Below are 21,227 nucleotides of genomic sequence, written 5' to 3' on the forward strand. Positions count from 1 at the left end.
GCGGCCTTCGGACAAATTACGGTCGCCCGGCAACCGGATTGGTGCACCAAGGTGAACGATTGGAGAACGCATCCTGTCGGTCGCCCTCGCTACAGTCGAGAGGTGGTCGACTTCGTTTCCCCAGCGCAGGCGCGGCGCATAGCTCTTTCCGCCCAGGGCTTCGGCGTGGCTCCGCCACCGAGCGTCGGCACGCGCCAGATCAACTCCCTCGTGCGGCGAATGGGGCTGCTGCAGGTCGACTCCGTGAACGTCTTCGAGCGCAGCCACTACCTGCCCGTCTTCGCGCGCCTCGGCGCCTACGACAAGGCACTGCTCGACCGGCTGACCTTCGGCGCCAAGGCTCAGTACGTGGAGACCTGGGGACACGTGGCATCCATCGTCCCCCTCGAAACATGGCCGCTGTGGCGCTGGAAGATGCGCGCCTTCAAGGCGAAGCATCTCGGCACGCCCGACCACTGGACCACGCAGAACGGCCCGATGCTGGATTGGCTCCGCGGCGAGTTAGCCGCCACTGGCCCGATTGCTGCGAGCAGGATCGAGCACGACGCCAACAAGAGCAAGGGTGCCTGGTGGGGCTGGAGCGACGTCAAGCTGGGCCTCGAGTATCTCTTTCTCTGGGGTGAGGTCGTGCCCGCCGGCCGCAAGAACTTCGAGCGCATCTACGGGCTCGCTGAGCAGGTGCTCCCGCGCGAACTGCTCGACATCGAGGTGAGCGAGCGCGACGCGCACAAACAGCTGCTCTCCCTGGCCGCGCAGCACCACGGCATCGGCACGCTCGGCGACCTCGCCGACTACTACCGACTGAAGAAGACGCCCGCGAAGGCGGTCGCGCAGGAACTCATCGACGAGGGCGAGCTGCTGCCCGTGACGGTCGACGGCTGGGGCAAGCCGGCCTTCCTGCATCGGGATGCGCGCATCCCCCGCCGGCTCGAGGCCACGGCGTTGCTCTCGCCCTTCGACCCGGTCGTCTGGGAGCGGGATCGCGCCCTGCGCATGTTCGACTTCCACTACCGCATCGAGATCTACACGCCCGAACCGAAGCGCATCTACGGGTACTACACGTTGCCCCTGCTCATCGACGACCGTGTGGTCGGGCGCATCGACCTCAAGAACGATCGGCAGAACCGGGTGCTGCGCGTGCAGTCGGCCTGGCTCGAGCCCGGTGCACCGGCGGGCGTGGAGCAGCGGGTCGTGCCGCTGCTCGAGAGCATCCGCGACTGGCAGGGGCTCGATTCGATCTCCGTGGTCGACCGCGGCGACTTCGCGCCCGCCTTGCGCGGTGTGCTCGGCGCCCGCGGTCGCTGAGCCCCCCGAGAGTCGCGATCGTTACCCAAAGGTCACCCGGGTCGACCACCCGTTCTGAGACGATCAATCCATGAGAATTCGTCCGACCCGGGTGGTCGTTTCGGCATGTGCGACGGCCGCGATCCTGACGCTGCTGCTGAGCGCGTGTGCGGGAGGAACGCCGGTCACGCAACCCGCGGCGCAGTCCGACTCGGCGACGGACTCGGGGGCCACCGGCTCGCCGAACCCGACGCTGACCCCCGTCGACGAGACTGGCGAATCGACCGAGCCCGGCGAAGATGCTGTCATCGTTTCCGTGGACGAGCACGAGCCCATCGCTGCGCCCCAGCCGCTGTTCGGCATGTCCTGCGCCGAGCTGGTCCCCACATCGGCGATGTCCGCACTGACCGGACCGGGAGTTCTCCCGGCGAGTCCCGACCTCCAGGCCTGGTCGGCCCTCGATGTCGGCATCCCCGTGCAGTACGCCATGCGCCAGCTCCAGGGCTACTCCTGCCTGTGGGAGAACAACGAGCCGCCGAAGTTCGAAACCGAAAGCCTGCTGCTCGACAACCCCGAGTACGTCGAACTCAAGGTGAACGTGATCCCCCATGCGATGGAGGACTACACGAAGGCCAACTCGATGTTCGGGCCGTTCCCGGTCGCCAAACCGTGGATGTGCAACACGGACCCGACCCGCGACTTCCGGTTCTGCCGGTGGGCCGGTCTCGCGAGTGGCAAGTACTGGGTCGAGGTGACTATGCAGGGGCTCAAGCACCAGGGAACCAACAAGTCGACAATCGCCCAGTTCATGGCTCTCAAGGACGGTCTCATCGGCAGGCTCGAGTCCGCAACCCTCGTCGAACCGTGGGCGGTGCCTTCCGACGTGCGCACCATCTCCGACGCGTGCCCCGGACTCATCACGGCGGAGGTCGTCGCCGAGGCCTTCGAGAGCCATCCCTCCGCAGTCCGATTCCAGGACGGGGGAAACGACGATCCCTACATCGAGGCCGTGGGACCCAAGCTCGCCAAGTCGGACCCCTGCTACTTCTCGGTGCCCGGCCAGGAGCGGTCCTACGGACCATCCGTCGCTATTCTCGCTGCGGGCGAATGGGCGTGGAATGAAGCGCGCGCTGCAGGTAAGGGGACCTACGCGACGATCGCGCCCCTGGCGCTCACCGGCCTGGCCGACGGCAACTCCGCCTGGATCCGCTCCACGAAGTGGGGATCGAGCGTCGACCTGCTCATCGACGGCAACTGGATCTCGCTGCACGTCAACGACGACATGGTGGCACCTCTCGCCCTGTCGACCCGCACCGCGATCACCACGCTCGCGCAGGGTGTCGCTGACCTCGCGCGTAACTGACCCGCAGCGAACCTGGAACGTGCGCCCGATGCATCGGGCAGGTCCTCGCCTGGTGTGTTAGGTCCGCCTGCGCAACGGCGGTGTCGGCGAAGCGCACGATCGACGAGGGCCGCGATCGTTATCCAAAGGTCACCCGGGTGTACCGCCCGTTCTGCCACGATCGAGCCATGAGAAAGTCTTTGGTTCTGACGACGCTGTCGATCCTCGTGATCAGCACGCTGGCCCTGGTCGGCTGCGCGAAGGAACCGGTGGATGTCGCGGCTCCCCCGACTGTCACTCCGAGTCCCGTGGCTACTCCTGTCGCGCTAGAGGCTCCCGAGCCGATTCTCGAGTCGACGTGCGACGACCTGGTCCCTGCAGCAAGCTATGGACCGCTCTCAACTACTCCCCTGAAGGCAACGGACCCGTTCTCCTTCGAGGTCGACGAGTACTCGAGCGGAATTCCGAGGCAGTACGCACTTGGGCACCTGCAGGCGACCCAGTGCCTGTGGATCAACGACGCCCCACGATATGACGAGAACGGCAGCGCGGAGGGTTTTACATCCCTGTGGGTGACCGTTCTGCCCGATGCCGCGGCGGCCTGGGCGCACTACGCGAAGCTCTACGAACTCGACGAAGCGGAACCCGTGGATTGCAACGGCTCCAGTGGTGAGGACGCCAACTGTTGGTGGACCGGGCTGGTCGGCGACTCGCTGTGGCTCGACATTCAGTTCTCGGGCATGAAGTACTTCGGCGGAGACTCCGCCAACAGGCAGCAAGCCCAGACGCTCGTGGACACTGTCACGGCGAACGTCATTGCCTCGACGCAGCGCTCGGCCTGGACCCCGCCTCAGACATCGCTGGTGATCGATCCCGGTTGCCCCTCGGTGCTCTCCGCGGAGACGATCGCAGGCGTCGTCGGCGGCGAGCCCTCCGCGGTCGGCTTCCATCGGGGCCCGATCGGCGGAACGGCGCTCGCTTTCGAGGCCGAGACACAGGTCGGCTCCGATCCGTGCCGCTGGTTCACCCCGACCACGCAGACTGAGTACGGTCTTCCCGTCCAGGTGCTTGAGGGCGGCGAATGGGCGTGGGCGGCTGCCCACACCACCGACCGTGGGATTCGCGATGCAACCGCGCTCGAGCTCGACGGCCTCGCCGAGGGTGACTCGGCTTGGCTGCGCGCTTCCGACAAGATCCCCACCGTCGACGTCATCCTCGACGGCAATTGGATCAGCCTCTCGCTCTACCCGGAGACGGTAGACACGCTCGATCTCGATGCCGGGACGTCGCTGACCTCCCTCGCGCAGGGCATCGTCGACGGCCTGCGCTAGCGAAGGGCTAGAAGGTGCGCCCGATGGTTCCGAGGCGGGTGATGCGCTCACCGATCGGCGGGTGGGTCGAGAACAGGCGGTCCATGATGCCGGGCTTGGTCGGGTCGGAGATCCACATGTGCGCCATGGTCGAGTTTTGGCGGGCCATGGGGCGACCGTAGTCGGCGAGCTTCTGCAGCGCACTCGCGAGGGCGTCGGGATGACGCGTCGTCATCGCGCCGGTCGCGTCGGCGAGGTATTCGCGCTGGCGTGAGACGGCCGCCTGCACGACGGCGGCGACGAGCGGAGAGATGACGAGCGCCGCGATGCCGACGATGATCATGATCGGGTTGCCGCCGCTGTTGTTATTGTTGCCGCGACCACCGAAGAGGGTGAAGCGCAGGGCGACGTCTGCGATGAAGCCGACGGCGACGACGAGACCGAAGACGATCATCGAGACGCGGATGTCGTAGTTCTGAACGTGGCCGAGTTCGTGGGCCATCACGCCTTCGAGCTCTGAGTCGGTCATGATCTCGAGCAGCCCGGTCGTTGCAGCGACGACAGCGTGCTCGGGGTCGCGACCGGTCGCGAATGCGTTGGGCGCCGGGTCGTCGATGATGTAGACCTTGGGCATGCTCATGCCCGTGGTGATGGCCAGGTTCTCGACGATGCGGTAGAGCCTCGGGTCATCCGACTTCTGAATCTGGCGGGCGCCGCTCAGGGCGAGAGCCTGCCCGGAGGCCGCGAAGTATTGGATCCAGGTGTAGAGCCCCGCACCCACGATCGTCGCGACGGTGATCGGCCACGAGATCTGGCCCGTCATGATGAGGCTGAGGGCGAGACCGAGCACGCCGATCACAATCACGAAGAACAGAATGATGAGGACGGTGTTCCGCTTGTTGGCGGCTATCGCGCGATACATGGAGCTCCCGGGCTATAGAGCAGGCTTGCGCGCGTTAGAACTGAACGCGGGGCGGCTCGGCGATGGACGCCGAGTCGGCAACCTCGAAGAACTCGCGCTCGTTGAAGCCGAGGCCGCGTACGAAGAGAGTGTTGGGGAAGACCTTGATCTTGGTATTGAGCTCGCGCACGCCACCGTTGTAGAAGCGGCGCGAGGCCTGGATCTTGTCTTCGGTGTCGACGAGCTCGCCCTGCAGCTGCAGGTAGTTCTGGCTGGCCTGGAGCTGCGGGTAGGCCTCGGCAACGGCGAAGACGCTCTTCAGGGCCGACTGCATGTGGTTCTCCGCAACGGACGCCTCGGCGGGCGATCCGGCGGAGAGCGACTCGGCGCGGGCCTTCGTGACCGCCTCGAAGACGCCCTTCTCGTGGGCCGCGTATCCCTTGACCGTCTCGATGAGGTTCGGGATCAGGTCGGCACGGCGCTTGAGCTGAACGGTGATGTCGCTCCACGCTTCGTCAACGCGAACGTTGAGGGTAACCAGTCCGTTATAGGTCGACCACAGGTATCCACCGATGATGACGACGATCAGGACGATGACACCAATAGGTATAAGGAATTCCATGACGCCAACTATACGGGAGCGACTCTCAGCAAACGCTGTGTTTGTTGTTTCGCCAACCGCGAAACGACTGTGAGGTCGGCGTGCCCCTAGGCTCGATTCTTATGACGGATGACGCCACTCGACTGATCACTGAACTCACCGCGATCGTCGAGGACTTTCCGAAGCCGGGCATCACTTTCCGCGACCTCACCCCGGTGTTCGCCGACGGCCCGGCCCTGCGTGCCGTGGCCGATGCGCTCGTCGCTCCGTGGGTCGGCAAAATCGACGCGATCGCGGGCGTCGAGGCGCGCGGGTTCCTGCTCGCCGCGGCCGCCGCCTACTCGGTCGGACTCGGCGTGCTCGTGGTGCGCAAGCCCGGCAAACTACCCCGCGAGACGATCTCTGAAAGCTACGACCTCGAGTACGGCTCGACGAGCCTCGAGGTGCAGCCCGCCGATTTCCCCGCCGGCACGCGCGTGCTGGTCATCGACGACATCCTTGCGACCGGTGGCACCCTGGCCGCCAGTTCCCGGTTGATCGAGCGCGCGGGATGGCAGGTGGCCGGCATCAGCGTTGTGCTCGAGCTGGACGCGCTGAACGGTCGCGCCGCACTGCCCGGGCGGGACATCCACTCCCTGCAGCGCGTCTGAATCCTGCCCCGGCGGGTTAGCGCGAGCGACGGGCCAGCACGTACGACTCGATGATCGCCACGATGTTGTACAGCACTATTGACACCGCGGTGATGACGACCACATCTGCCCAAACCTCGTTGAACTTCGCGCGACCGGCCGCGGAGATGATGCCGTAGCCGATGCCCTGCCCGGTGGCGAGCCACTCGACGAGCAGCGCGCCGGTGATGGCACCCGGCACCGAGATCTTGACGGCCGCGAAGAACGCGGGAAGCGAAGCCGGGAACGCGACCTTGCGCAGCGCCGTGAATCGCGAGCCGCCGTAGACCGTGACGAGGTCGAGCATCTGCGGCGAGGCGGAGCGCAGTCCGAAGACGATGTTCACGAGGGCCGGGAACAGCACAACGATCGAGCCCATCACGGCGACGGCGGCCTGTCCGCGTCCGAAGATGAGGATGATGATCGGCGTCATCGCAACGAGGGGAACCGAGCGCAGCAGCATCGCGAGCGGCATCAGCGCGTGCTCCACCCCTCGGAACAGCGTGAAGAGCACGGCGATGAGGGTCGCGAGCGCGAGCCCGGCAACGAAGCCGATGGACGCGTCGAACAGGGTCTGGCCGAGCGCGGTGAGCACGGCCGCGCGGCTCTGTGCGGCATCCGGATCGACGAACAGGTACTCCCACACGTCGAGCGGCGTCTTGCCGATGTAGGGCGTGACGTTGAACAGCTTGATGAGCCCGACCCACGCGACGATGACGATGACGATCGAGAGCACGGCATTGAGCACGCTGCGTCCGACGGTGCGCGCGGTGGCGCGGGCGAACTCGCGCTGCAGTCCGCGTCGGGTCGCTGTCGCCTCGCTCATACGGCGCTGCCCTTCGACCAGGGCGCGACAAAGCGCGCGACGAGACCGATGAGCGCGTAACCGGCACCGGCGACGAGCCCGGACACGATCGCGATGCCCCAGGCCCGCTCGATCTCAAGACCCTGCTGGGCGTTGGTGAGCGCAGGGCCGAAGCCCACGTCGACGCCGCCGAGGTACTCGCCGAGGATCGCTCCGAGGAAGGCCGCGGGGGCCGCGATGCGCAGGGCGGTGAGAATCGCGGGCAGCGCGGCGATGAGCTGCACCTTGAGCAGCTGCTGAATGCGTCCGCCACCGTACACGCGCACGATATCGAGACTCGCGCGGTCGGCCGATGCGAAGCCGACGAGGGCGCCGACGACCGTCGTGAAGAATACGGACATCGCGGCGAGCACGATCGCCGTCTCGGACGGGTCACCGGAGGCCGGGGCGCCGAGAACGATGCGGATGATCGGTCCGACGGCGACGATCGGGATGCAGTAGCTGATGACGGCGATCTGGGTGGCGAGGTTCTCAGCCACTGGGATCAGCAGCACAACGGCGGCGAGGGCGAGGGCGGCGAGGTTGCCCCAGAGAAAGCCGAGGCCGGCCTCGGTCAGGGTCACCCCGGCGTTACGCCAGTAGAAGTCGGGCCCGTCGTCGAACATCTTGAGCAGCACGGCGAGCGGGGTCGGGATCGCGCCGCCCGAGCCGTCCGGGCGAGCGCCGACCGAGGCGAATACCGTGACCGCGAGCAGCCACCAGATGCCGATCGCCGCGACGGTGCCGAGGATGCCCGTGAGCCAGGCCGGGAACCGCCGCATCAGCTGTCGGCTTCGACCGCGGCGCCACCGTCGCCGAACAGCAGCTCGGAGGCCTGGTCGTGCAGGGCGTGGAACTCGGGGGTGCGCATCATCTCCGGCGTGCGCGGACGCGGGAGATCGACCTCGATGATCTGCTTGATACGGCCGGGACGCGGGCTCATCACGGCGACCCGGTCGGACAGGAAGATGGCCTCCGCGATGCCGTGGGTGACCATGAGCGTGGTGGCGGGCTTCTCCGTCCAGATCCTGAGCAGCTCGAGGTTGAGCCGCTGACGGGTCATGTCGTCGAGCGCGCCGAACGGTTCATCCAGAAGCAGCACGGAGGGTTTGACGACGAGCGAACGGGCGATCGATACGCGCTGGCGCATGCCGCCGGAGAGCTGGGCGGGCTTGGCCTTCTCGAAGCCCTCGAGTCCGACGAGCTTGATCAGGTCGGCGACGAATGCGGGGTCGGCGGGGAGCCCGGCGACCTCGAGCGGGAGGCGGATGTTGGCGGTCACGCTGCGCCACGGGAGCAGCGCGGAATCCTGGAAGGCGATGCCGAGGGCGTGCTGCTTGCGCAGCTCCCCCGGCGTGAGGCCGTCGACCCGCACCTCGCCCGCGGACGCTGTCTCGAGCCCGGCGAGGATGCGCAGGATCGTCGACTTGCCGCAGCCGGACGGGCCGAGCAGCGACAGGAACGTGCCCTTGTCGGTGTGCAGCGTGGTGTCGTCGAGGGCGACGACCTTCTTGCGACCTATCGAAAAGGTCTTGCTGAGACCGGAAATGTGGATACCGCTGGCCAGGGTTTCTGCGCCCTGGCCAGCGGTTTCGATGGTGCTCATTGGTGTGAGACTACTCCAGCAGTTCGGGGTGCTCTTCGTAGACCTCGGCGAGGAGCGACATGTCGAAGATCTGGTCGGCCTCGAGGTCGTAGCCCGCGGCCGAGAGGCTCGCGAGGTTCTGGGCGATCAGCTCGTCGCTGATCGTGAACAGACCGTTGGTCGCGGTCTCGTCCGTCTGGATGAGCAGCTCGTTCTGGGCCTCGGCCTGCTTGGTCTCCTTGGCGAGGTCGAGCTCGAGGTCCTTGCCGTAGACGTCGACGGCGAGCTTGGCGCCTGCCTCCGCGTCAGCGATGGCGTCCTTCCAGCCGAGGATCTCGGCGTACAGGAACGCCTTGAGCTTCTCGCGGTCGTTGTCGATCGAGTCCTGCGTCACGACGAAGCTCTCGGCGACGAACGGCAGACCGTTGTCGGCGAAGAGCAGGTTGGCGACTTCGAAGCCCTCGGACTCGACGATGATCGACTCGTTGGTGACGTAGGCGAGGAAGCCGTCGACCTCACCGTTGACGAGCGGCGCCGGGTCGTACTCGACGGGAACCTTGGTGACCGAGTCGGGGTCGATATCGTTCGCCGCGAGGAGTGCGTCGAACAGGGTCTCGTTGCCGCCGGCCTGGACGCCGATCTTCTTGCCGACGAGGTCGGCCGGGGTCAGGATGTTGCCGCCGGTCGCGAGGGACAGGATCGTGAACGGGTTCTTCTGGTACGTCGTTCCGATGATCTTGATCGGTGCGTCGTCGAGGATGATCGGGGCCACCGAGACGGCGTTCGTCAGGCCCACGAGGGACTCGCCGGCGATGACGGCGGCCTCGGTGGCTGTCGGACCGGCCACGAGCGTCACGTCGGAGAAGCCGGCGTCTTCGAAATAACCCTCGGAGTCGGCGAAGAACTCTCCGGCGAACTCGGCATTCTTGATCCAGGAGAGCTGGATGGAGAGCGAGCCGTAGTCGGCGTCATCCCCGGTCTCGGCGGGGGCGGTTGTGCCCGCGCAGCCCGCGAGAGTGACGGCGGTGAACGCTGCGAGGGTCAGGAGTGTTGCGCGCTTGATGAGCTTCTGTGATGCCATGTGAGGAATGCCTCGCCTCTCGGGGGTGGATGGGTAAGCCCGAGGCTACGGGCCTCGCATTTCCCGCCGAGTACCGCCGTGTTTCGCGCGCGTTAAGACAGCGCTACGAGCGCCCGCCGATCATTGCCTGCAACCACGTATACGACGACTTCGGGGTGCGATCCTGCGTCTCGAAGTCGACGTGCACGAGGCCGAAGCGCTGGCTGAAACCGGCTGCCCACTCCCAGTTGTCGAGCAGCGACCAGACGAAGTAGCCGCGCAGGTCGACGCCGGGCACCGACTCGATGGCCGTCTCGAGGTGCGCGGCGAGGTACCGGATCCGAGCCTCGTCGTTCACAGCGCCGTCCTTGTCGCGCTCGTCGGCGAAGCTCGCTCCACCCTCGGTGATGACCACGGGTGGCAAAGCTGAGCCGTAGCGGTCGGCGAGCTCCTGCAGGGTGACTCGGAGGTAATCGGGGGCCACGGGCCATCCGAAACCGGTCGTCGGATACTCGGGCCACGGCATCAGCGAGAACGGCAGGTGACGCATGGCGTCTGACTCGCCATCGGGGGTGTCGGCACTTGCCGGGGAGCCCGCCGCGATGCGGGTCGGCATGTAATAGTTCAGGCCGTAGAAATCGAGCGGCGCCGAGATGATCTCGTAGTCGGCCGGGTCGACCTCGCGGGTGAAGGCGAACAGCTGCTCGAACGGCTCCGGGATCTCCGGGTAGCGGCCGAGTAGCACGGGGTCCTCGAAGATGCGGTTGTGCAGGATGTCGAACAGGCTCGCGAAGAGCGCATCCTCTTCACCGTCGCCCGCGGGTTCGACCGGCGAGTGAACGTTGGTGATGCCGATCGCGCCGGAGATATCGGCGTCGCGCAGAGCGGCGACGGCGAGGCCGTGGCCGAGCAGCTGGTTGTGGGCCGCTGGCAGGGCGTCGAAGAGCAGCGTCGCGCCGGGCGCGTGCAGGCCGAGGGCGTAGCCGTTGAGCGTCACCGTCGCGGGCTCGTTGATGGTCACCCACGATTCGACGCGATCGCCGAAGGCCTCCCCCGCGAGGAACGCGTACTCGGCGAAGCGGTAGGCGGTGTCGCGCTTCAGCCAGCCGCCGGTGTGCTGCAGCGGCTCCGGGGTATCCCAGTGGAAGAGTGTGGCCATCGGCCGGATGCCCGCGGCCAGCAGGTCATCGATCAACCGGTCGTAGAACGCGAGCCCCGACCGGTTAGCCGCACCCTTGCCTCCCGGCTGCAGCCTCGGCCAGCTCAGGGAAAAGCGGTACGAATCGACCCCGAGCTCGCGCAGCAGCGCGACATCCTCGGCGAAGCGGCCGTAGTGGTCGGTGGCGATCGATGCGTTGGAGCCGTCGAGGATACGGCCGGGCTGCGCCATGAACGTGTCCCAGGTGGACGGCTCGCGGCCGCCGGCCTCGATGCCACCCTCGATCTGGAAGGCACTCGTCGCCACCCCCACCCGGAAGTCCTGCGGCAGTCGGGCGCCGAGCCCCGCGGGGTTGTGCAGCCACTCGCGTCCGATCTCGCTCATGAACCCAGCACCTTTCGCAGGTAGTCGTTGGTGAACAGGCGGTCGGGGTCGAGCTGATCCCGAACCGCCCGGAAGTCGTCGAAGCGCGGGTAGACCGCGGCGAGCGACTCCGCATTTTGAAAGTGCATCTTGCCCCAGTGCGGCCGACCCTCGAAGCCGCGCATGATGGCCTCAACGGCCTCGAAGTACTCGGTCGGGTCCTCGCGGTAGTACCGGTGCACGGCGATGTAGCCCGATTCCCGACCATAGGCGGTCGACAACCAGTTCTCGTCGGCGGCGGCGACGCGCACCTCGATCGGGAACGAGATCTTCCAGCCCTTCTCGGCGACGAGCGAACGGATGGCGCGCAACGCCTCCGGCACATTCTCGCGCGGAATCGCGTACTCCGACTCGCGGAACCGCACCCGGCGGTCGGCGACGAAGATGCGGTGCGAGAGGTCGGTCACGTCACGCTGCGCGACGAGCTTGTCGGCGATGCGGTTGATGCCGGGCACCATGCCGGGCATCAGGCGACCGAGGCCGCAGGTGACGGCGAAGACGCCGTTGGAGAGCAGTTCGTCGTCGATCCAGCTGCTGACCGCCGACTGGCGCACGGGCGGTGTCTCCACGGGCAGCCGCGTGTTCGACTTGGTGAGCGCGGTGTCGGTGTGCGGAAACCAGTAGAACTCGAAGTGGTCGACTCCCGTGGACCGCGCGGCGAAATCGTCGAGCACGGCCTCGAGGGGCTCGGGAATCTCCACGGCCCGCAGCGCGAAACTCGGGACGCACTGGATCGTGAGGTCGACCACGATGCCGAGGGCCCCGAGCCCGAGCCGTGCCGCGGGGAGCAGCTCGGCGTTGGTCTCTTCGTTGATCGTCAGGATCGTGGCATCCGCCGTCACGAGGGTCAGGCCGACGACCTGCGTGGCCAGCCCTCCGAAGACCGCTCCGGTTCCATGTGTGCCGGTGCTCGTCGCACCGGCCAGGGTCTGCCGGTCGATGTCGCCCATGTTGGTGAGGGCGAGGCCAAGTGGGTCGAGCAGAGCCGGCAGCTGGTAAAGGTTGGTCCCGGCACCGAGGGTGACCCGGGTGCCGTCGACCGCGTAGACGCCGTCGAGGGCGCTCACGTCGAGCTGCACGCCATCGGTCGCGGCGATCGAGGTGAAGCTGTGGCCGGCACCCACCGCCTTCACGGTAAGGCCACGGTCGCGGGCCGCCGCGATGACCGCGACAACCTCGTCGACCGAGGTGGGCCGGGCAGTATGGGCGGGCGTCACGGTCTGCGAGCGACCCCAGTTGCGCCACACGGCGCCCGGTTCGAGCACGTCGGTGAGGGTCACAGGAACACCTTTCCCTGGCCTCGGTAGGTGGGCATGCGGTCGACGATGGCGTCACCGTCCACGAGCACGAATTCGTCCAGGTGTTCGCTGAGCTCTCCGGCTTTGGTGTGGCGCAGCCAGGCACGGTCGCCGACCTTCAGGCCTGCGGCACCGGGTCCCTCGAGCGGGGTCTGCACCTCCCCCGCCATCTCGCGCGCAAGCATCTTGGTGCCCTCCGGCCAGACGACCTTCGGCATGCGGTCGGGCTGCGGCGGGCCCGAGCTGATCCAGCCGCCACCGAGCAGCACCGCGAGACCGGGCTGCGGTTTGCGCACCACACTCAGAGCGAAGGCTGCGGCCGGTGCCGGGTGGAAGTGCGTGTAGTTGTCGAACAGGTGCGGTCCGAACAGGCCCGAGCCCGCGGCGATCTCCGTGACCGCCGACTCCGCCGCCGAGGACTCGAGCGAGCCAGTGCCCCCGCCGTTGACGAATTCGAGGTCGGCAATCGAGCGAATGGATGCCACGGCGCGAGCACGGCGATCGGCGAGTTCTGCGGCGGAGTGCCGTTGCATCCAGCGCACAATCGCACCGTAGGCGGCACGGCCGGCCGGGTTGTTGACCTGGCCGGCGATCTGCGCCTCGTAACCCATCAGACCCACGAGTTCGAAGCCGGGTCGGGCGACGATCGCCTCGGCGAGGGCACGGGCGTCGGAGACCGTGTGCACCGGGGAACGGCGCACGCCGGTGTGGCCGAGGAACCAGGTGTCCCACGAGGCGTCGAGTTCGAGGCAGACCCGGATCGGCGCGCGTGACCCGGGCGCGATCGCCGCATCGACGAGGTCGAGCTGCGCCACGCTGTCCACCATGATGGTGACCCGCGAGGCCAGCTCAGCCGAAGCGCCGAGCTCGCGCAGTGCGGCCCGGTCGGCGGTCGGATACCCGACGACGACGTCGCCGATCGCGTCATGGCCGTCGGCCGACGAAGCGAGCCAGAGCGCTTCGGGCAGCGTGTAGGCGAGCACTCCCGCGTAGCCGGGCAGGGCGAGCACCGCGTCGATCACACCGCGCACGCGCACCGACTTGCTGGCCACCCGGATGGTGGTTCCCGCAGCGCGGTCGAGCATGTCAAACGCGTTGTGGGAGAGCGCGGGCACGCCGATCACGCCGAACGGCGGATCGAGCTCAGCCGTCGCGGCGGTCAGTCGCGGCCAGTAGGTGGACGGGGTCAGCCAGGGCTCGGAGGAGGGGCGAGCGAGCTGCACCTACTTGACTCTCTTGATGGGCATCACGGCGAGGCCGCCGAGGGCGGCAGCGATGGCCGAGGCGATGAACAGCGCGGTGAATCCCTCGCCGGCACCGGCGAAGACCTCGGTAGCGGCGTAGAAGTCGGCCGCGCCGCCACTGGCCGCGCCCGCAAAGATCACCACGATGAAGGCACCGAGCAGCGGGGCGACGGCCTGGGGAACGGCCGTCGCGATGTTCATCACACCGAGGTCCTTGCCGCGCGAGTGCGCGTCGGGCAGCACCTGCGTGGCGAGCGCCTGGTCGACCGCCATGAAGCTGCCATAGCCGAGACCGAGCAGGCCGGCCGCAGCGATCGCGACGGTGAAGTCGGGCACGAACGCCAGGATCAGCGCGGCGAGGGCCTGCAGGTATGCGGCGATGTAGACGAAGATCTTGCGTTTGCCGATGCGGTCGCTGATCTTGCCGATGCCGAGTGCGGAGGCCACGAAGAAGACCATGTACACGGCGGTCAGGGTGAGCAGGTCGTCCTCGACCGTGTCGGCCGGGCGGGCGAGACCGAACATGAGGAAGTAGAGCAGCAGGGTCGTGCCGAGCGCGTTGCCCAGGTTCACGAGGATGCGGCTCAGCAGCGTCCAGCCGAAGTCGGGGTACTTCCTCGGGCTGACCCAGAACCCCGAGGCGAGCGCGCCGAGCGTGAGCTTCTCGGGAACTGTGGTGAGCGCGGCATCCTTGGTCCACAGCAGGAACGGCGTGACGAGGATGACGAGCAGCACCGCGACCAGCGCGTAGCCGGTGAACGTCGCGAGGCCGAGCAGGGTCACCAGCAGGATGCCGAGGATCGTACCGACGGCCTGCGGAGCAGATACCCAGCCGGACACGAAGCCGCGCTGATTGACCGGCACCTGGTCGGAGATGGTAGCGGTGATCGCCGCGGTGAGCACGCAGAAGCCGATGAGGGCGAGCGACCAGAACACGCCGATGCCGACCATGCTGGTCTGGATGCCGAGCAGGAAGAGCGACGCAGCGAAGGTGATCATGCCGCCGAGGATCCACGGGCGGCGGCGGCCGAAGCGCGACGTAGTGCGGTCGGAGAGCGCGCCGCTCAGCGGGTAGGCCACGAGGGCGCACGCACCGGCGATCGCCGAGATGATGCCGAACGCGACCACGTTATCGAGCCAGTTGGTCGAATTCAGCTGCTCGGTGATCTGCGAGGGCAGCAGCAGCTGCACCGGGGTGAGCTGGGCCATCCAGATACCGAACCAGGCCGTGGCGAACAGGGCGATCCACGCGCCGCCCACCCGCCTCGTCGGTTCGGCGAAGGGCGAGACCGTGCCGGTCTTGACGGGTGCACTCATGAGGCTGACTCCTTGGGGCTGGGCGACGCTGTTGCGGGTTGGGCGAGCTGGGCGAGAGAATCTGCGGCGAAGTCCATCACTCGGGCGGCGGCCGCGCTGTCGCGGTCGGCGAGCCAGGCGAGGGTCATGCCGTCGGTGAAGGTCACCACGTGGCGGGCGACGTCGTCGATCGGGATGCGCCACTCGCACCCCGTGCGCTCCGCCGCCGCGGCGAGAAGTTGCACGACGGCGAAGCGGTACCGCACGTACTGCTCGCTGGCGAGGTCCTCGAGCTCGGGCGTGCGCAGCGCGTACTGCATGAGCTCGAACATGACCTGCTCGTGGCCGGGGTCGGCGACGACATTGTCGAAGTATCCCTGCAAACCGTCGCGCAGCGCGTGCCGGATGCCCTGCCCGAAGTCCACGCTGGCGAAGGCCGCACTGGTCTCGTTCTCGACGACGAAGACGATGAGCTCGCGCATCATCTCGTCGCGCGAGGTGAAGGCGTAGTGGAAGCTCGCGAGCGACATGCGCGCCTCGGCGACGATGGCGCGGGTCGTCGCCCCGCTCACCCCTTGGGCGGCGATGACACGCAGGGCGGCGTGCACGAGGGCGAGCCGACGGTCGACCGACGACATGCGTGGCATCGACATCCCCCCGGCCTCAGTGGGTCAACTGACCCAGTCATTGAAGCAAGAGTGCCCGAGCGCCGGATGGCTGTCAACGGTGCCGGTGACCCGCGTTCGGGTGAGGGCTACGCGGAGTCGGACTCCGGCTCGGGCAGCAGGTGCAGGCCGCCCGGGGAGTTCGCCGACTTGGAGAGGATGTCGATCCAGTGACGGTTGAGCAGCGGGCTCTTGCCGCCGAAGTACTCGAACGCGAGGGAGATGTTGGGGCTGATCCAGATCGACGAACGGCCGTAGCCGTTGCGGGCGGGCTCGGTCCAGGTGAAGGAGAACTGCTCGCCGCGGCGGATCTTCGCCCAGATGACCACCTGCAGGTGAGCCAGCACGCGGTCGTCGAAGGTCGCGGTGAGCTTTGAATCGTAGGTCAGGGTTCCCAACGGGTGTCCTCCGGTGTCGGTTCGCTGTACTGCGAGTCTAGTTTTGTGCGGGTGCCAGTGCGGACTGGTCCTTGCCCGCGTTCTTTGCGGCGTACATAGCGTCGTCGGCCCGGCTCAGCATGTCGTCGATGGTCGACGGCATTCCGGGATGGTGAACAGCGATGCCGATGCTCGCGGTGACCGGCAGGTCGCTGGTCACGCCGTCGAATGGCGCGCGGATCGACCGGCAGAGCACCGCGGCGAGCGCGAGAGCATCGTCCTCGCCCACACCCGGGCAGACGACGACGAACTCGTCGCCGCCGATGCGCCCCACCACATCGTCCGAGCGCACCGTGGCCCGCAGCCGCTCGCCGACCTGGAGCAGCACCGAGTCGCCGACCCGGTGGCCGAGCACGTCGTTCACATCCTTGAAGCCGTCGAGGTCGATGAAGAACACCGCGAGAGGGCTGGTCGCTGCACGGAGCGCCGCGGAAAGGCCGTCCCGCACGAGCTCGCGGTTGCGCAGGCCGGTCAGCTGGTCGTAGTGCGCGAGCGCTTCGAGCTGTCGCTGAAGCCGGAGCCGCACGAGCACCTCAACGGCCTGGCCCGCGAGAGCCGCCTGCAGTTCGAAATACGCGGTGTCGAATACCCGCCGACGTTTGAACGAGCAGGCGAGCACACCGATCACCCGGTCGCCCTCGAGAAGCGGGATGACGGTCATCGCTTCGATGCGCTGGGCGCGGAGACCGTCGCGCAACCCGGGAAAGGCATCGGCATCCTCTGCCGTCGCAATGGTGACCGGCTCGCGAAGGCGCACGGCACGGGCGGCGGGTGACTCCGAATGCGCACTCTCCTGCATCACCACGGGGTGCTCTCCCCCGCCGAGACGGAAATCGCCCGCGTCGTCGAGAATCGACACCACCGTGTAGGACGCATCGAGCGCCTCGTGCGCGCTCGCAGCGAGCGCCTCGCAGACGTCGGTGTCGGTCTCGCTCTGTCCGAAGGCTGCCGTCGCGGACTGCAGCACGCGCAGGCGCATCGAGGTGGAATCAGATAGCCGGCGGGCATCGAGCAGCGTGCGCTCGTAGGCGGCGCGCTCGGTGGCATCGAACATCGCCGTCTCGATGCCGCTCGCAGAGTAGGTGGAGGCCACCAGCACGTTCAGCGGGCTGCCGTCGGTTCGGCGCAGCGTGAGCACGACCTCGCGCACCTCGCCGTTCAGCTGCAGCACGGGCAGGTGCCGGGTCTCGTAGAACATGCGGCTGCCCTGCTCGAGCAGGCTCGCGAAGTTGACCCCGATGAGCTGCTCACGGGTGAAGCCGGTCAGTTCGAGCAGCGTCTCGTTGACTTCGAGGATGACGCCATCCGTGGTCGACGCGAGCAGACCACACGGGGCAAAGCGATAGAGCCGCTCGAACGACTCGCTCATCGCAGGTAGTCGAGGATCGCGTCCACGACGTACTGCGGGCCGGAGAGGCTCGGTACGTGACCGGTCGCCGGGATGACGGTGAGCGTCGACCCCGGGATCTGCTCGTGCACGTAGCTGCCGACCGCGAGGGGCGCGATCACGTCATCCGTGCACTGGATGATCAAGGTCGGCACCGTGACATCCCGAAGGTCGTGGCGATTGTCGGAGAGGAAGGTGACGTGCGCGAAGTGCCGGGCGATGGAGGGCTCGACACTGCAGAAGAAGGCGGTGAGCTCCTGACCGAGCTCGGGTCGATCTGCGTTGCCGACCATCACGGGTGCCATCGTCGCCGACCAGCCGAGGTAGTTGGAATCGAGCATGTCGAGCAGGCCGTCGATGTCCTTCTGCTCGAAGCCGCCGACGTATGTGCCGTCGTTCACGTAGCGGGGCGACGGGCCGACGAGGGCGAGGGCGCCGAAGCGGGAGGGGTCGCGGTTGGCCGCGAGCACGCCGATCATCGAGCTGACCGAGTGCCCGACAAAAACAGCGTCGCGCAGGTCGAGGGTGTCGAGGATCTCGATCACATCGGACGCGTAGCCGTCGAGAGAGTCGTACTTGTTGCGGTCGTAGGCCGTGAGGTCGGAACCGCCCGAGCCGACGTTGTCGTAGAGAACGACCGTGAAGTCGGCGAGGAAGGCCGGGGTGACGTTGTGCCAGATCTCCTGGCTGCAGCCGAAGCCGTGGGCGAAGACGAGGGGGCGGCCGTTCGGGTTGCCGAGCACGCGCACGTTGTTGCGGCGTAGAACGTCTGTCATCTCGACTCCTGACCGGGGTGTCCACTGCTCCGGAAAGTCCGGTCAGGTACTCGACCCAAATTTATCGGGATTCCTACGTTTTCGACAATCACCGAAGGGGTTGCGAAGTATAGGCGCGGGACACCTGAAACCAATGCCCTTGAAGAAAACCGGTCATTCGGCTCGACTGGCTGTATGGAAACGCACGCGGGCCGGAACACCCATGGTTGACACCAGGCTCGAAACCGAGTTGCGCGGGGCTGTCGAACGTGGCGAACTGATCTCCGCGTTCCAGCCCCAGTTCGACCTGGCCACCAACCGGATCGCGGGGGTCGAGACGCTGTGCCGCTGGCGGCACCCGGAGCTCGGGCTGCTGATGCCGTACGCGTTCATCCCGATCGCCGAGGCGAGCGACCTCATCCATGAGATCGGTCGCTTTATGCTTGACGAGGCGTGCGACGCGGCCGGGGAATGGCAGGCATCCGGAAAAAAGGTGTGCGTCGCCGTGAACGTCTCCCCCGTGCAGCTGACCTCCGACGACATCGTCGACCACGTCATCGAGCTCGTGCGTCGTCTCGAGATCGCCCCGGACGGCATCACGCTCGAGATCACCGAGACCTCCCCGATCCTCGATCTCGAGGCCGCCGCGGGCCGCCTCAAGGTGCTGCGTCGGCTTGGCCTGTGCATCTCTATTGACGACTACGGCACCGGTCACTCGTCGCTGTCGCGGCTTGATGCACTCGATGCCAACGAACTCAAGATCGACCAGTCGCTGGTGAAGAGTAACTCCGCCGAGGTACTCGCCCATCTCGAAGGCGTGGTGAAGTACGCGCACGAGCGCGGTATCGGGGTGGTAGCCGAAGGAGTCGAAACCGAGGAACAGCTCGCCCGTGTCAAAACTCTCGGTTGCGACCGCGCGCAGGGCTTCCTGCTGGGGCGGCCCATGTCGAAGCGCGACCTGGACAAGCTGCTGGTCTCTTCCGACTAGATCGCGCCGTAGCCCGCGAGTCGCCAGGAGTCTTCCGACTAGATCGTGCCGTAGCTGTCGAGGTCTTCCTGCGAGACGAGGCCGTTGTCGATGTCCGCGTGATGCGGCGACGTGTCGCCCCCAACGTCGATCTGGGTCCAGACGACCGGCATGCCCGGCGAGAAGAGGATGTCGATGCCCGGGCCCGAGCGCAGTGGCGGGATGTTCACGTAGTCGCCACCCGCCTTGACCGCGTCGAGGATCTTCTTGCGCAGGTCGGTGACGGGGTCGGGGAGGAAGTAGTCCCGTCCATCCACGGTCAGCCTGTTGATGATCGCCACGCGTGTGCCCTTCGTTGCCGGAGGCTCAAGGCTAGCGCTACTCATGGGGGCGGGGCGGTGAGCCGGGACATCCCGCAGTAAAGTTGGGAGCTGCCCCAGAAAATGACAGCCGACCAGGAGGACACCATGGCCAAGCTGCTCTACGGTTCGCCGCCCACCGTCTTCGAGGTGGACGACCGCACCCTTGCCCACGTCGAGGTGGTCGTGATGGCCAAGCTGCGTCGCAATGAGAGCTTCGCCTACTCGATCGAGCAGAGCGATCAGGCCCGAACGACCATCTGGATCGGCGTGCACAGCGACCTGCAGTTCGTATATGACCGTCCGCGTTCCGAGATCAACCGCGACTGGCTGGGGCTGCTCGTCGACTCGGCGAACTCCACGCAGGGGCTGCGTGTCATGCCCGAGGACGAGTCGGCCGCTTAACGACGAACGGCGCGCACCCGAAGGCGCGCGCCGCTCACTGAGTCGTATCAGGCGACGACGGATTCGGTGATCTCCACCGACTGCAGCACCTCGAGGAGCAGCACTGCCGCTTCCTCGTCGGAGATGCCCTGCGCGAGGGACAGCTCGGAGACCAGCACCTGGCGGGCCTTCTCCAGCATGCGCTTCTCGCCCGCGGAGACGCCCTTCTCCTGGTCACGACGCCACAGGTCGCGCACGACCTCGCTGACGCGGTAGACGTTTCCGCTGGCCATCTTCTCCTGGTTGGACTTGTAGCGGCGCGACCAGTTGCTCGGCTCTTCGGTGAAGTCGTTCGTCAGAACCTCGTAGACGGCCTTGACGCCCGCGTCATCGATGACGTCGCGCACGCCGACGAGCTCGACGTTGTCGACGGGGAGCTGGATCGTCAGCTCGCTCGTGTGAACGTTGAGGGTCATCAGGCGCACTTCGGCGCCCTTGATGGTGCGCGTCTGGATGTCCGTGATGGTCACTGCACCGTGGTGCGGGTATACGAGTGTTTCGCCAACTTCAATCTTCATGTGTGTGTCTTTTCTGTTGTGGTTGGTTCGAGGATCCAGTTCGGGAGGAGCGCGACGAGCTGATCCACCAGCTCGTCGTCGGAAACTTCGAGTCTCTCGCGCATCCAGGCGCTGATGAGAGTCATCGCGCCGCCCGCGATATAGGTGGTCGCCAGTTCCGAATTGATTCCGGATGGCACGGCCTCACGATCCACCATCGACTCGAGCAGTCGCGTGGCGTAGGCCTCGACGATCTCGTCGTAGGCGTTTCGGGCGAGGGGCATCTCGAGCGCGCTCGAGTAGAGGGGAAAGTTCTCGACCATGTGCTCGACGAGTCGCGAGTAGCCGATGCGCGCGGCGTCGGGACCGGCGAGCAGGTCTTCGCGGCGGAGGCCCACGCCGGCGGTTCCGATGTCGGCGAACTGGTTGCGCAGCAGTTCGGCGGCGAGCTCGTCGAGGCTGTTGAAGTGCGCGTAGAAGCTGCTGCGACTGATATTCGCGGCCTGCACGACCTGGTGCACGGTGACGCTCGCGTTGCCGTCGGACATCAGCTGGCGCAGTGCTTCGAAGATCTGCTGGCGGGTGCGGCCGGCACGGGGATCATCGGATCGGGTGTGGGCCTTGGGCTCATCAGCGTTAGTGTGCCCGGCCTTGGTTTCCTCGCCCTGGGGAAGGGAGATGTCGGAAGCCATTACTCCATT

General features: G+C 66.9%; 23 protein-coding genes. 6 read left to right on the forward strand and 17 right to left on the reverse strand.

Annotated features, from left to right (window positions below):
* Window positions 1-102 precede the first annotated feature (102 nt).
* From EYE40_RS08355 to EYE40_RS08365, 3 genes are all read left to right on the forward strand, one after another.
* Window positions 103-1,305, forward strand: a complete 1,203-nt coding sequence (locus tag EYE40_RS08355; protein ID WP_130981516.1) for a winged helix-turn-helix domain-containing protein — start codon at window positions 103-105, stop codon at window positions 1,303-1,305.
* Between the two features lie 70 nt (window positions 1,306-1,375).
* Window positions 1,376-2,647: a hypothetical protein gene (locus tag EYE40_RS08360; protein WP_130981517.1), complete on the forward strand. Its 1,272-nt coding sequence runs from the start codon at window positions 1,376-1,378 to the stop codon at window positions 2,645-2,647.
* 167 nt (window positions 2,648-2,814) lie between these two features.
* Window positions 2,815-3,957, forward strand: coding sequence for a hypothetical protein (locus EYE40_RS08365; RefSeq protein WP_130981518.1), 1,143 nt, complete (start codon window positions 2,815-2,817; stop codon window positions 3,955-3,957).
* A gap of 7 nt (window positions 3,958-3,964) precedes the next feature.
* Here EYE40_RS08365 and EYE40_RS08370 read toward each other — a convergent pair whose 3' ends face one another.
* Entirely contained in the window at window positions 3,965-4,858 is an 894-nt protein-coding gene (locus EYE40_RS08370) for a M48 family metalloprotease (RefSeq protein ID WP_130981519.1), read from the reverse strand.
* Between the two features lie 34 nt (window positions 4,859-4,892).
* Window positions 4,893-5,459 (reverse strand): LemA family protein, encoded by a 567-nt coding sequence (locus EYE40_RS08375; RefSeq protein WP_130981520.1) that lies wholly within the window; start codon window positions 5,457-5,459, stop codon window positions 4,893-4,895.
* A gap of 101 nt (window positions 5,460-5,560) precedes the next feature.
* On the opposite strand from EYE40_RS08375, the gene EYE40_RS08380 reads away from it, so the two are divergent.
* On the forward strand, window positions 5,561-6,088 hold the full coding sequence (locus tag EYE40_RS08380) for an adenine phosphoribosyltransferase (RefSeq protein ID WP_130981521.1): 528 nt from the start codon (window positions 5,561-5,563) through the stop codon (window positions 6,086-6,088).
* 16 nt (window positions 6,089-6,104) lie between these two features.
* On the opposite strand, the gene EYE40_RS08385 is transcribed toward EYE40_RS08380, so the two are convergent.
* The 12 genes from EYE40_RS08385 to EYE40_RS08440 form a co-directional block, all read right to left on the reverse strand.
* Complete coding sequence (locus EYE40_RS08385) at window positions 6,105-6,932, reverse strand: ABC transporter permease (RefSeq protein ID WP_130981522.1); 828 nt, start codon at window positions 6,930-6,932, stop codon at window positions 6,105-6,107.
* Window positions 6,929-7,732: an ABC transporter permease gene (locus EYE40_RS08390; protein ID WP_130981523.1), complete on the reverse strand. Its 804-nt coding sequence runs from the start codon at window positions 7,730-7,732 to the stop codon at window positions 6,929-6,931. Before EYE40_RS08390 ends, EYE40_RS08385 begins: the two co-directional genes overlap by 4 nt.
* A complete protein-coding gene (locus tag EYE40_RS08395; RefSeq protein WP_130981524.1) occupies window positions 7,732-8,556 on the reverse strand; it encodes an ABC transporter ATP-binding protein in 825 nt (274 codons plus the stop codon). Before EYE40_RS08395 ends, EYE40_RS08390 begins: the two co-directional genes overlap by 1 nt.
* A 10-nt stretch (window positions 8,557-8,566) precedes the next feature.
* Complete coding sequence (locus EYE40_RS08400; RefSeq protein WP_130981525.1) at window positions 8,567-9,616, reverse strand: ABC transporter substrate-binding protein; 1,050 nt, start codon at window positions 9,614-9,616, stop codon at window positions 8,567-8,569.
* Between the two features lie 103 nt (window positions 9,617-9,719).
* The gene (locus EYE40_RS08405) at window positions 9,720-11,138 is read right to left on the reverse strand and encodes a GH1 family beta-glucosidase (protein ID WP_130981526.1); all 1,419 of its coding nucleotides are present in this window, start codon (window positions 11,136-11,138) and stop codon (window positions 9,720-9,722) included.
* Entirely contained in the window at window positions 11,135-12,442 is a 1,308-nt protein-coding gene (locus tag EYE40_RS08410; protein ID WP_130982852.1) for a D-arabinono-1,4-lactone oxidase, read from the reverse strand. The genes EYE40_RS08405 and EYE40_RS08410 overlap by 4 nt, the downstream gene beginning before the upstream one ends.
* 11 nt (window positions 12,443-12,453) lie before the next feature.
* Entirely contained in the window at window positions 12,454-13,698 is a 1,245-nt protein-coding gene (locus EYE40_RS08415; protein ID WP_130981527.1) for an alanine racemase, read from the reverse strand.
* Complete coding sequence (locus EYE40_RS08420) at window positions 13,699-15,036, reverse strand: MFS transporter (RefSeq protein WP_130981528.1); 1,338 nt, start codon at window positions 15,034-15,036, stop codon at window positions 13,699-13,701.
* Window positions 15,033-15,668: a TetR/AcrR family transcriptional regulator gene (locus EYE40_RS08425; RefSeq protein WP_130981529.1), complete on the reverse strand. Its 636-nt coding sequence runs from the start codon at window positions 15,666-15,668 to the stop codon at window positions 15,033-15,035. Before EYE40_RS08425 ends, EYE40_RS08420 begins: the two co-directional genes overlap by 4 nt.
* A gap of 101 nt (window positions 15,669-15,769) precedes the next feature.
* Complete coding sequence (locus EYE40_RS08430; RefSeq protein ID WP_130981530.1) at window positions 15,770-16,078, reverse strand: DUF7882 family protein; 309 nt, start codon at window positions 16,076-16,078, stop codon at window positions 15,770-15,772.
* A gap of 37 nt (window positions 16,079-16,115) precedes the next feature.
* The gene (locus EYE40_RS08435) at window positions 16,116-17,486 is read right to left on the reverse strand and encodes a sensor domain-containing protein (protein ID WP_130981531.1); all 1,371 of its coding nucleotides are present in this window, start codon (window positions 17,484-17,486) and stop codon (window positions 16,116-16,118) included.
* On the reverse strand, window positions 17,483-18,280 hold the full coding sequence (locus EYE40_RS08440) for an alpha/beta fold hydrolase (protein WP_130981532.1): 798 nt from the start codon (window positions 18,278-18,280) through the stop codon (window positions 17,483-17,485). Before EYE40_RS08440 ends, EYE40_RS08435 begins: the two co-directional genes overlap by 4 nt.
* Before the next feature lie 202 nt (window positions 18,281-18,482).
* On the opposite strand from EYE40_RS08440, the gene EYE40_RS08445 reads away from it, so the two are divergent.
* Window positions 18,483-19,247: an EAL domain-containing protein gene (locus EYE40_RS08445; protein ID WP_161972365.1), complete on the forward strand. Its 765-nt coding sequence runs from the start codon at window positions 18,483-18,485 to the stop codon at window positions 19,245-19,247.
* A 38-nt stretch (window positions 19,248-19,285) separates the two neighbouring features.
* Here EYE40_RS08445 and EYE40_RS08450 read toward each other — a convergent pair whose 3' ends face one another.
* Window positions 19,286-19,567 carry a hypothetical protein gene (locus tag EYE40_RS08450; RefSeq protein ID WP_240034765.1) on the reverse strand — a complete coding sequence of 94 codons (282 nt, stop codon included), beginning with the start codon at window positions 19,565-19,567 and terminating at the stop codon, window positions 19,286-19,288.
* A 102-nt stretch (window positions 19,568-19,669) separates the two neighbouring features.
* Between EYE40_RS08450 and EYE40_RS08455 the strand changes: the two genes are divergently transcribed.
* Window positions 19,670-19,990 carry a DUF7882 family protein gene (locus tag EYE40_RS08455; RefSeq protein WP_240034766.1) on the forward strand — a complete coding sequence of 107 codons (321 nt, stop codon included), beginning with the start codon at window positions 19,670-19,672 and terminating at the stop codon, window positions 19,988-19,990.
* A gap of 47 nt (window positions 19,991-20,037) precedes the next feature.
* Here the strand turns inward: EYE40_RS08455 and EYE40_RS08460 are convergent, their stop codons facing one another.
* Both EYE40_RS08460 and EYE40_RS08465 read right to left on the reverse strand, forming a co-directional pair.
* Window positions 20,038-20,547, reverse strand: a complete 510-nt coding sequence (locus tag EYE40_RS08460) for a CarD family transcriptional regulator (protein WP_130981534.1) — start codon at window positions 20,545-20,547, stop codon at window positions 20,038-20,040.
* The gene (locus tag EYE40_RS08465) at window positions 20,544-21,218 is read right to left on the reverse strand and encodes a TetR/AcrR family transcriptional regulator (RefSeq protein WP_130981535.1); all 675 of its coding nucleotides are present in this window, start codon (window positions 21,216-21,218) and stop codon (window positions 20,544-20,546) included. The genes EYE40_RS08460 and EYE40_RS08465 overlap by 4 nt, the downstream gene beginning before the upstream one ends.
* Between the last annotated feature and the right edge of the window lie 9 nt (window positions 21,219-21,227).

Origin of the sequence: Glaciihabitans arcticus (genome assembly GCF_004310685.1) — a bacterium.
GTDB lineage: Bacteria > Actinomycetota > Actinomycetes > Actinomycetales > Microbacteriaceae > Conyzicola > Conyzicola arctica.

What these genes read in the sequence shown, in the direction of transcription:
- EYE40_RS08360 (WP_130981517.1), top strand. Translation starts at nt 1,376, where the DNA reads ATGAGAATTCGTCCGACCCGGGTGGTCGTTTCGGCATGTGCGACGGCC.
- EYE40_RS08385 (WP_130981522.1), bottom strand. Translation starts at nt 6,932, where the DNA reads ATGAGCGAGGCGACAGCGACCCGACGCGGACTGCAGCGCGAGTTCGCC.
- EYE40_RS08435 (WP_130981531.1), bottom strand. Translation starts at nt 17,486, where the DNA reads ATGAGCGAGTCGTTCGAGCGGCTCTATCGCTTTGCCCCGTGTGGTCTG.
- EYE40_RS08390 (WP_130981523.1), bottom strand. Translation starts at nt 7,732, where the DNA reads ATGCGGCGGTTCCCGGCCTGGCTCACGGGCATCCTCGGCACCGTCGCG.
- EYE40_RS08455 (WP_240034766.1), top strand. Translation starts at nt 19,670, where the DNA reads ATGACAGCCGACCAGGAGGACACCATGGCCAAGCTGCTCTACGGTTCG.
- EYE40_RS08465 (WP_130981535.1), bottom strand. Translation starts at nt 21,218, where the DNA reads ATGGCTTCCGACATCTCCCTTCCCCAGGGCGAGGAAACCAAGGCCGGG.
- EYE40_RS08460 (WP_130981534.1), bottom strand. Translation starts at nt 20,547, where the DNA reads ATGAAGATTGAAGTTGGCGAAACACTCGTATACCCGCACCACGGTGCA.
- EYE40_RS08380 (WP_130981521.1), top strand. Translation starts at nt 5,561, where the DNA reads ATGACGGATGACGCCACTCGACTGATCACTGAACTCACCGCGATCGTC.
- EYE40_RS08440 (WP_130981532.1), bottom strand. Translation starts at nt 18,280, where the DNA reads ATGACAGACGTTCTACGCCGCAACAACGTGCGCGTGCTCGGCAACCCG.
- EYE40_RS08400 (WP_130981525.1), bottom strand. Translation starts at nt 9,616, where the DNA reads ATGGCATCACAGAAGCTCATCAAGCGCGCAACACTCCTGACCCTCGCA.
- EYE40_RS08375 (WP_130981520.1), bottom strand. Translation starts at nt 5,459, where the DNA reads ATGGAATTCCTTATACCTATTGGTGTCATCGTCCTGATCGTCGTCATC.
- EYE40_RS08405 (WP_130981526.1), bottom strand. Translation starts at nt 11,138, where the DNA reads ATGAGCGAGATCGGACGCGAGTGGCTGCACAACCCCGCGGGGCTCGGC.
- EYE40_RS08425 (WP_130981529.1), bottom strand. Translation starts at nt 15,668, where the DNA reads ATGTCGATGCCACGCATGTCGTCGGTCGACCGTCGGCTCGCCCTCGTG.
- EYE40_RS08395 (WP_130981524.1), bottom strand. Translation starts at nt 8,556, where the DNA reads ATGAGCACCATCGAAACCGCTGGCCAGGGCGCAGAAACCCTGGCCAGC.
- EYE40_RS08420 (WP_130981528.1), bottom strand. Translation starts at nt 15,036, where the DNA reads ATGAGTGCACCCGTCAAGACCGGCACGGTCTCGCCCTTCGCCGAACCG.
- EYE40_RS08365 (WP_130981518.1), top strand. Translation starts at nt 2,815, where the DNA reads ATGAGAAAGTCTTTGGTTCTGACGACGCTGTCGATCCTCGTGATCAGC.
- EYE40_RS08445 (WP_161972365.1), top strand. Translation starts at nt 18,483, where the DNA reads ATGGTTGACACCAGGCTCGAAACCGAGTTGCGCGGGGCTGTCGAACGT.
- EYE40_RS08370 (WP_130981519.1), bottom strand. Translation starts at nt 4,858, where the DNA reads ATGTATCGCGCGATAGCCGCCAACAAGCGGAACACCGTCCTCATCATT.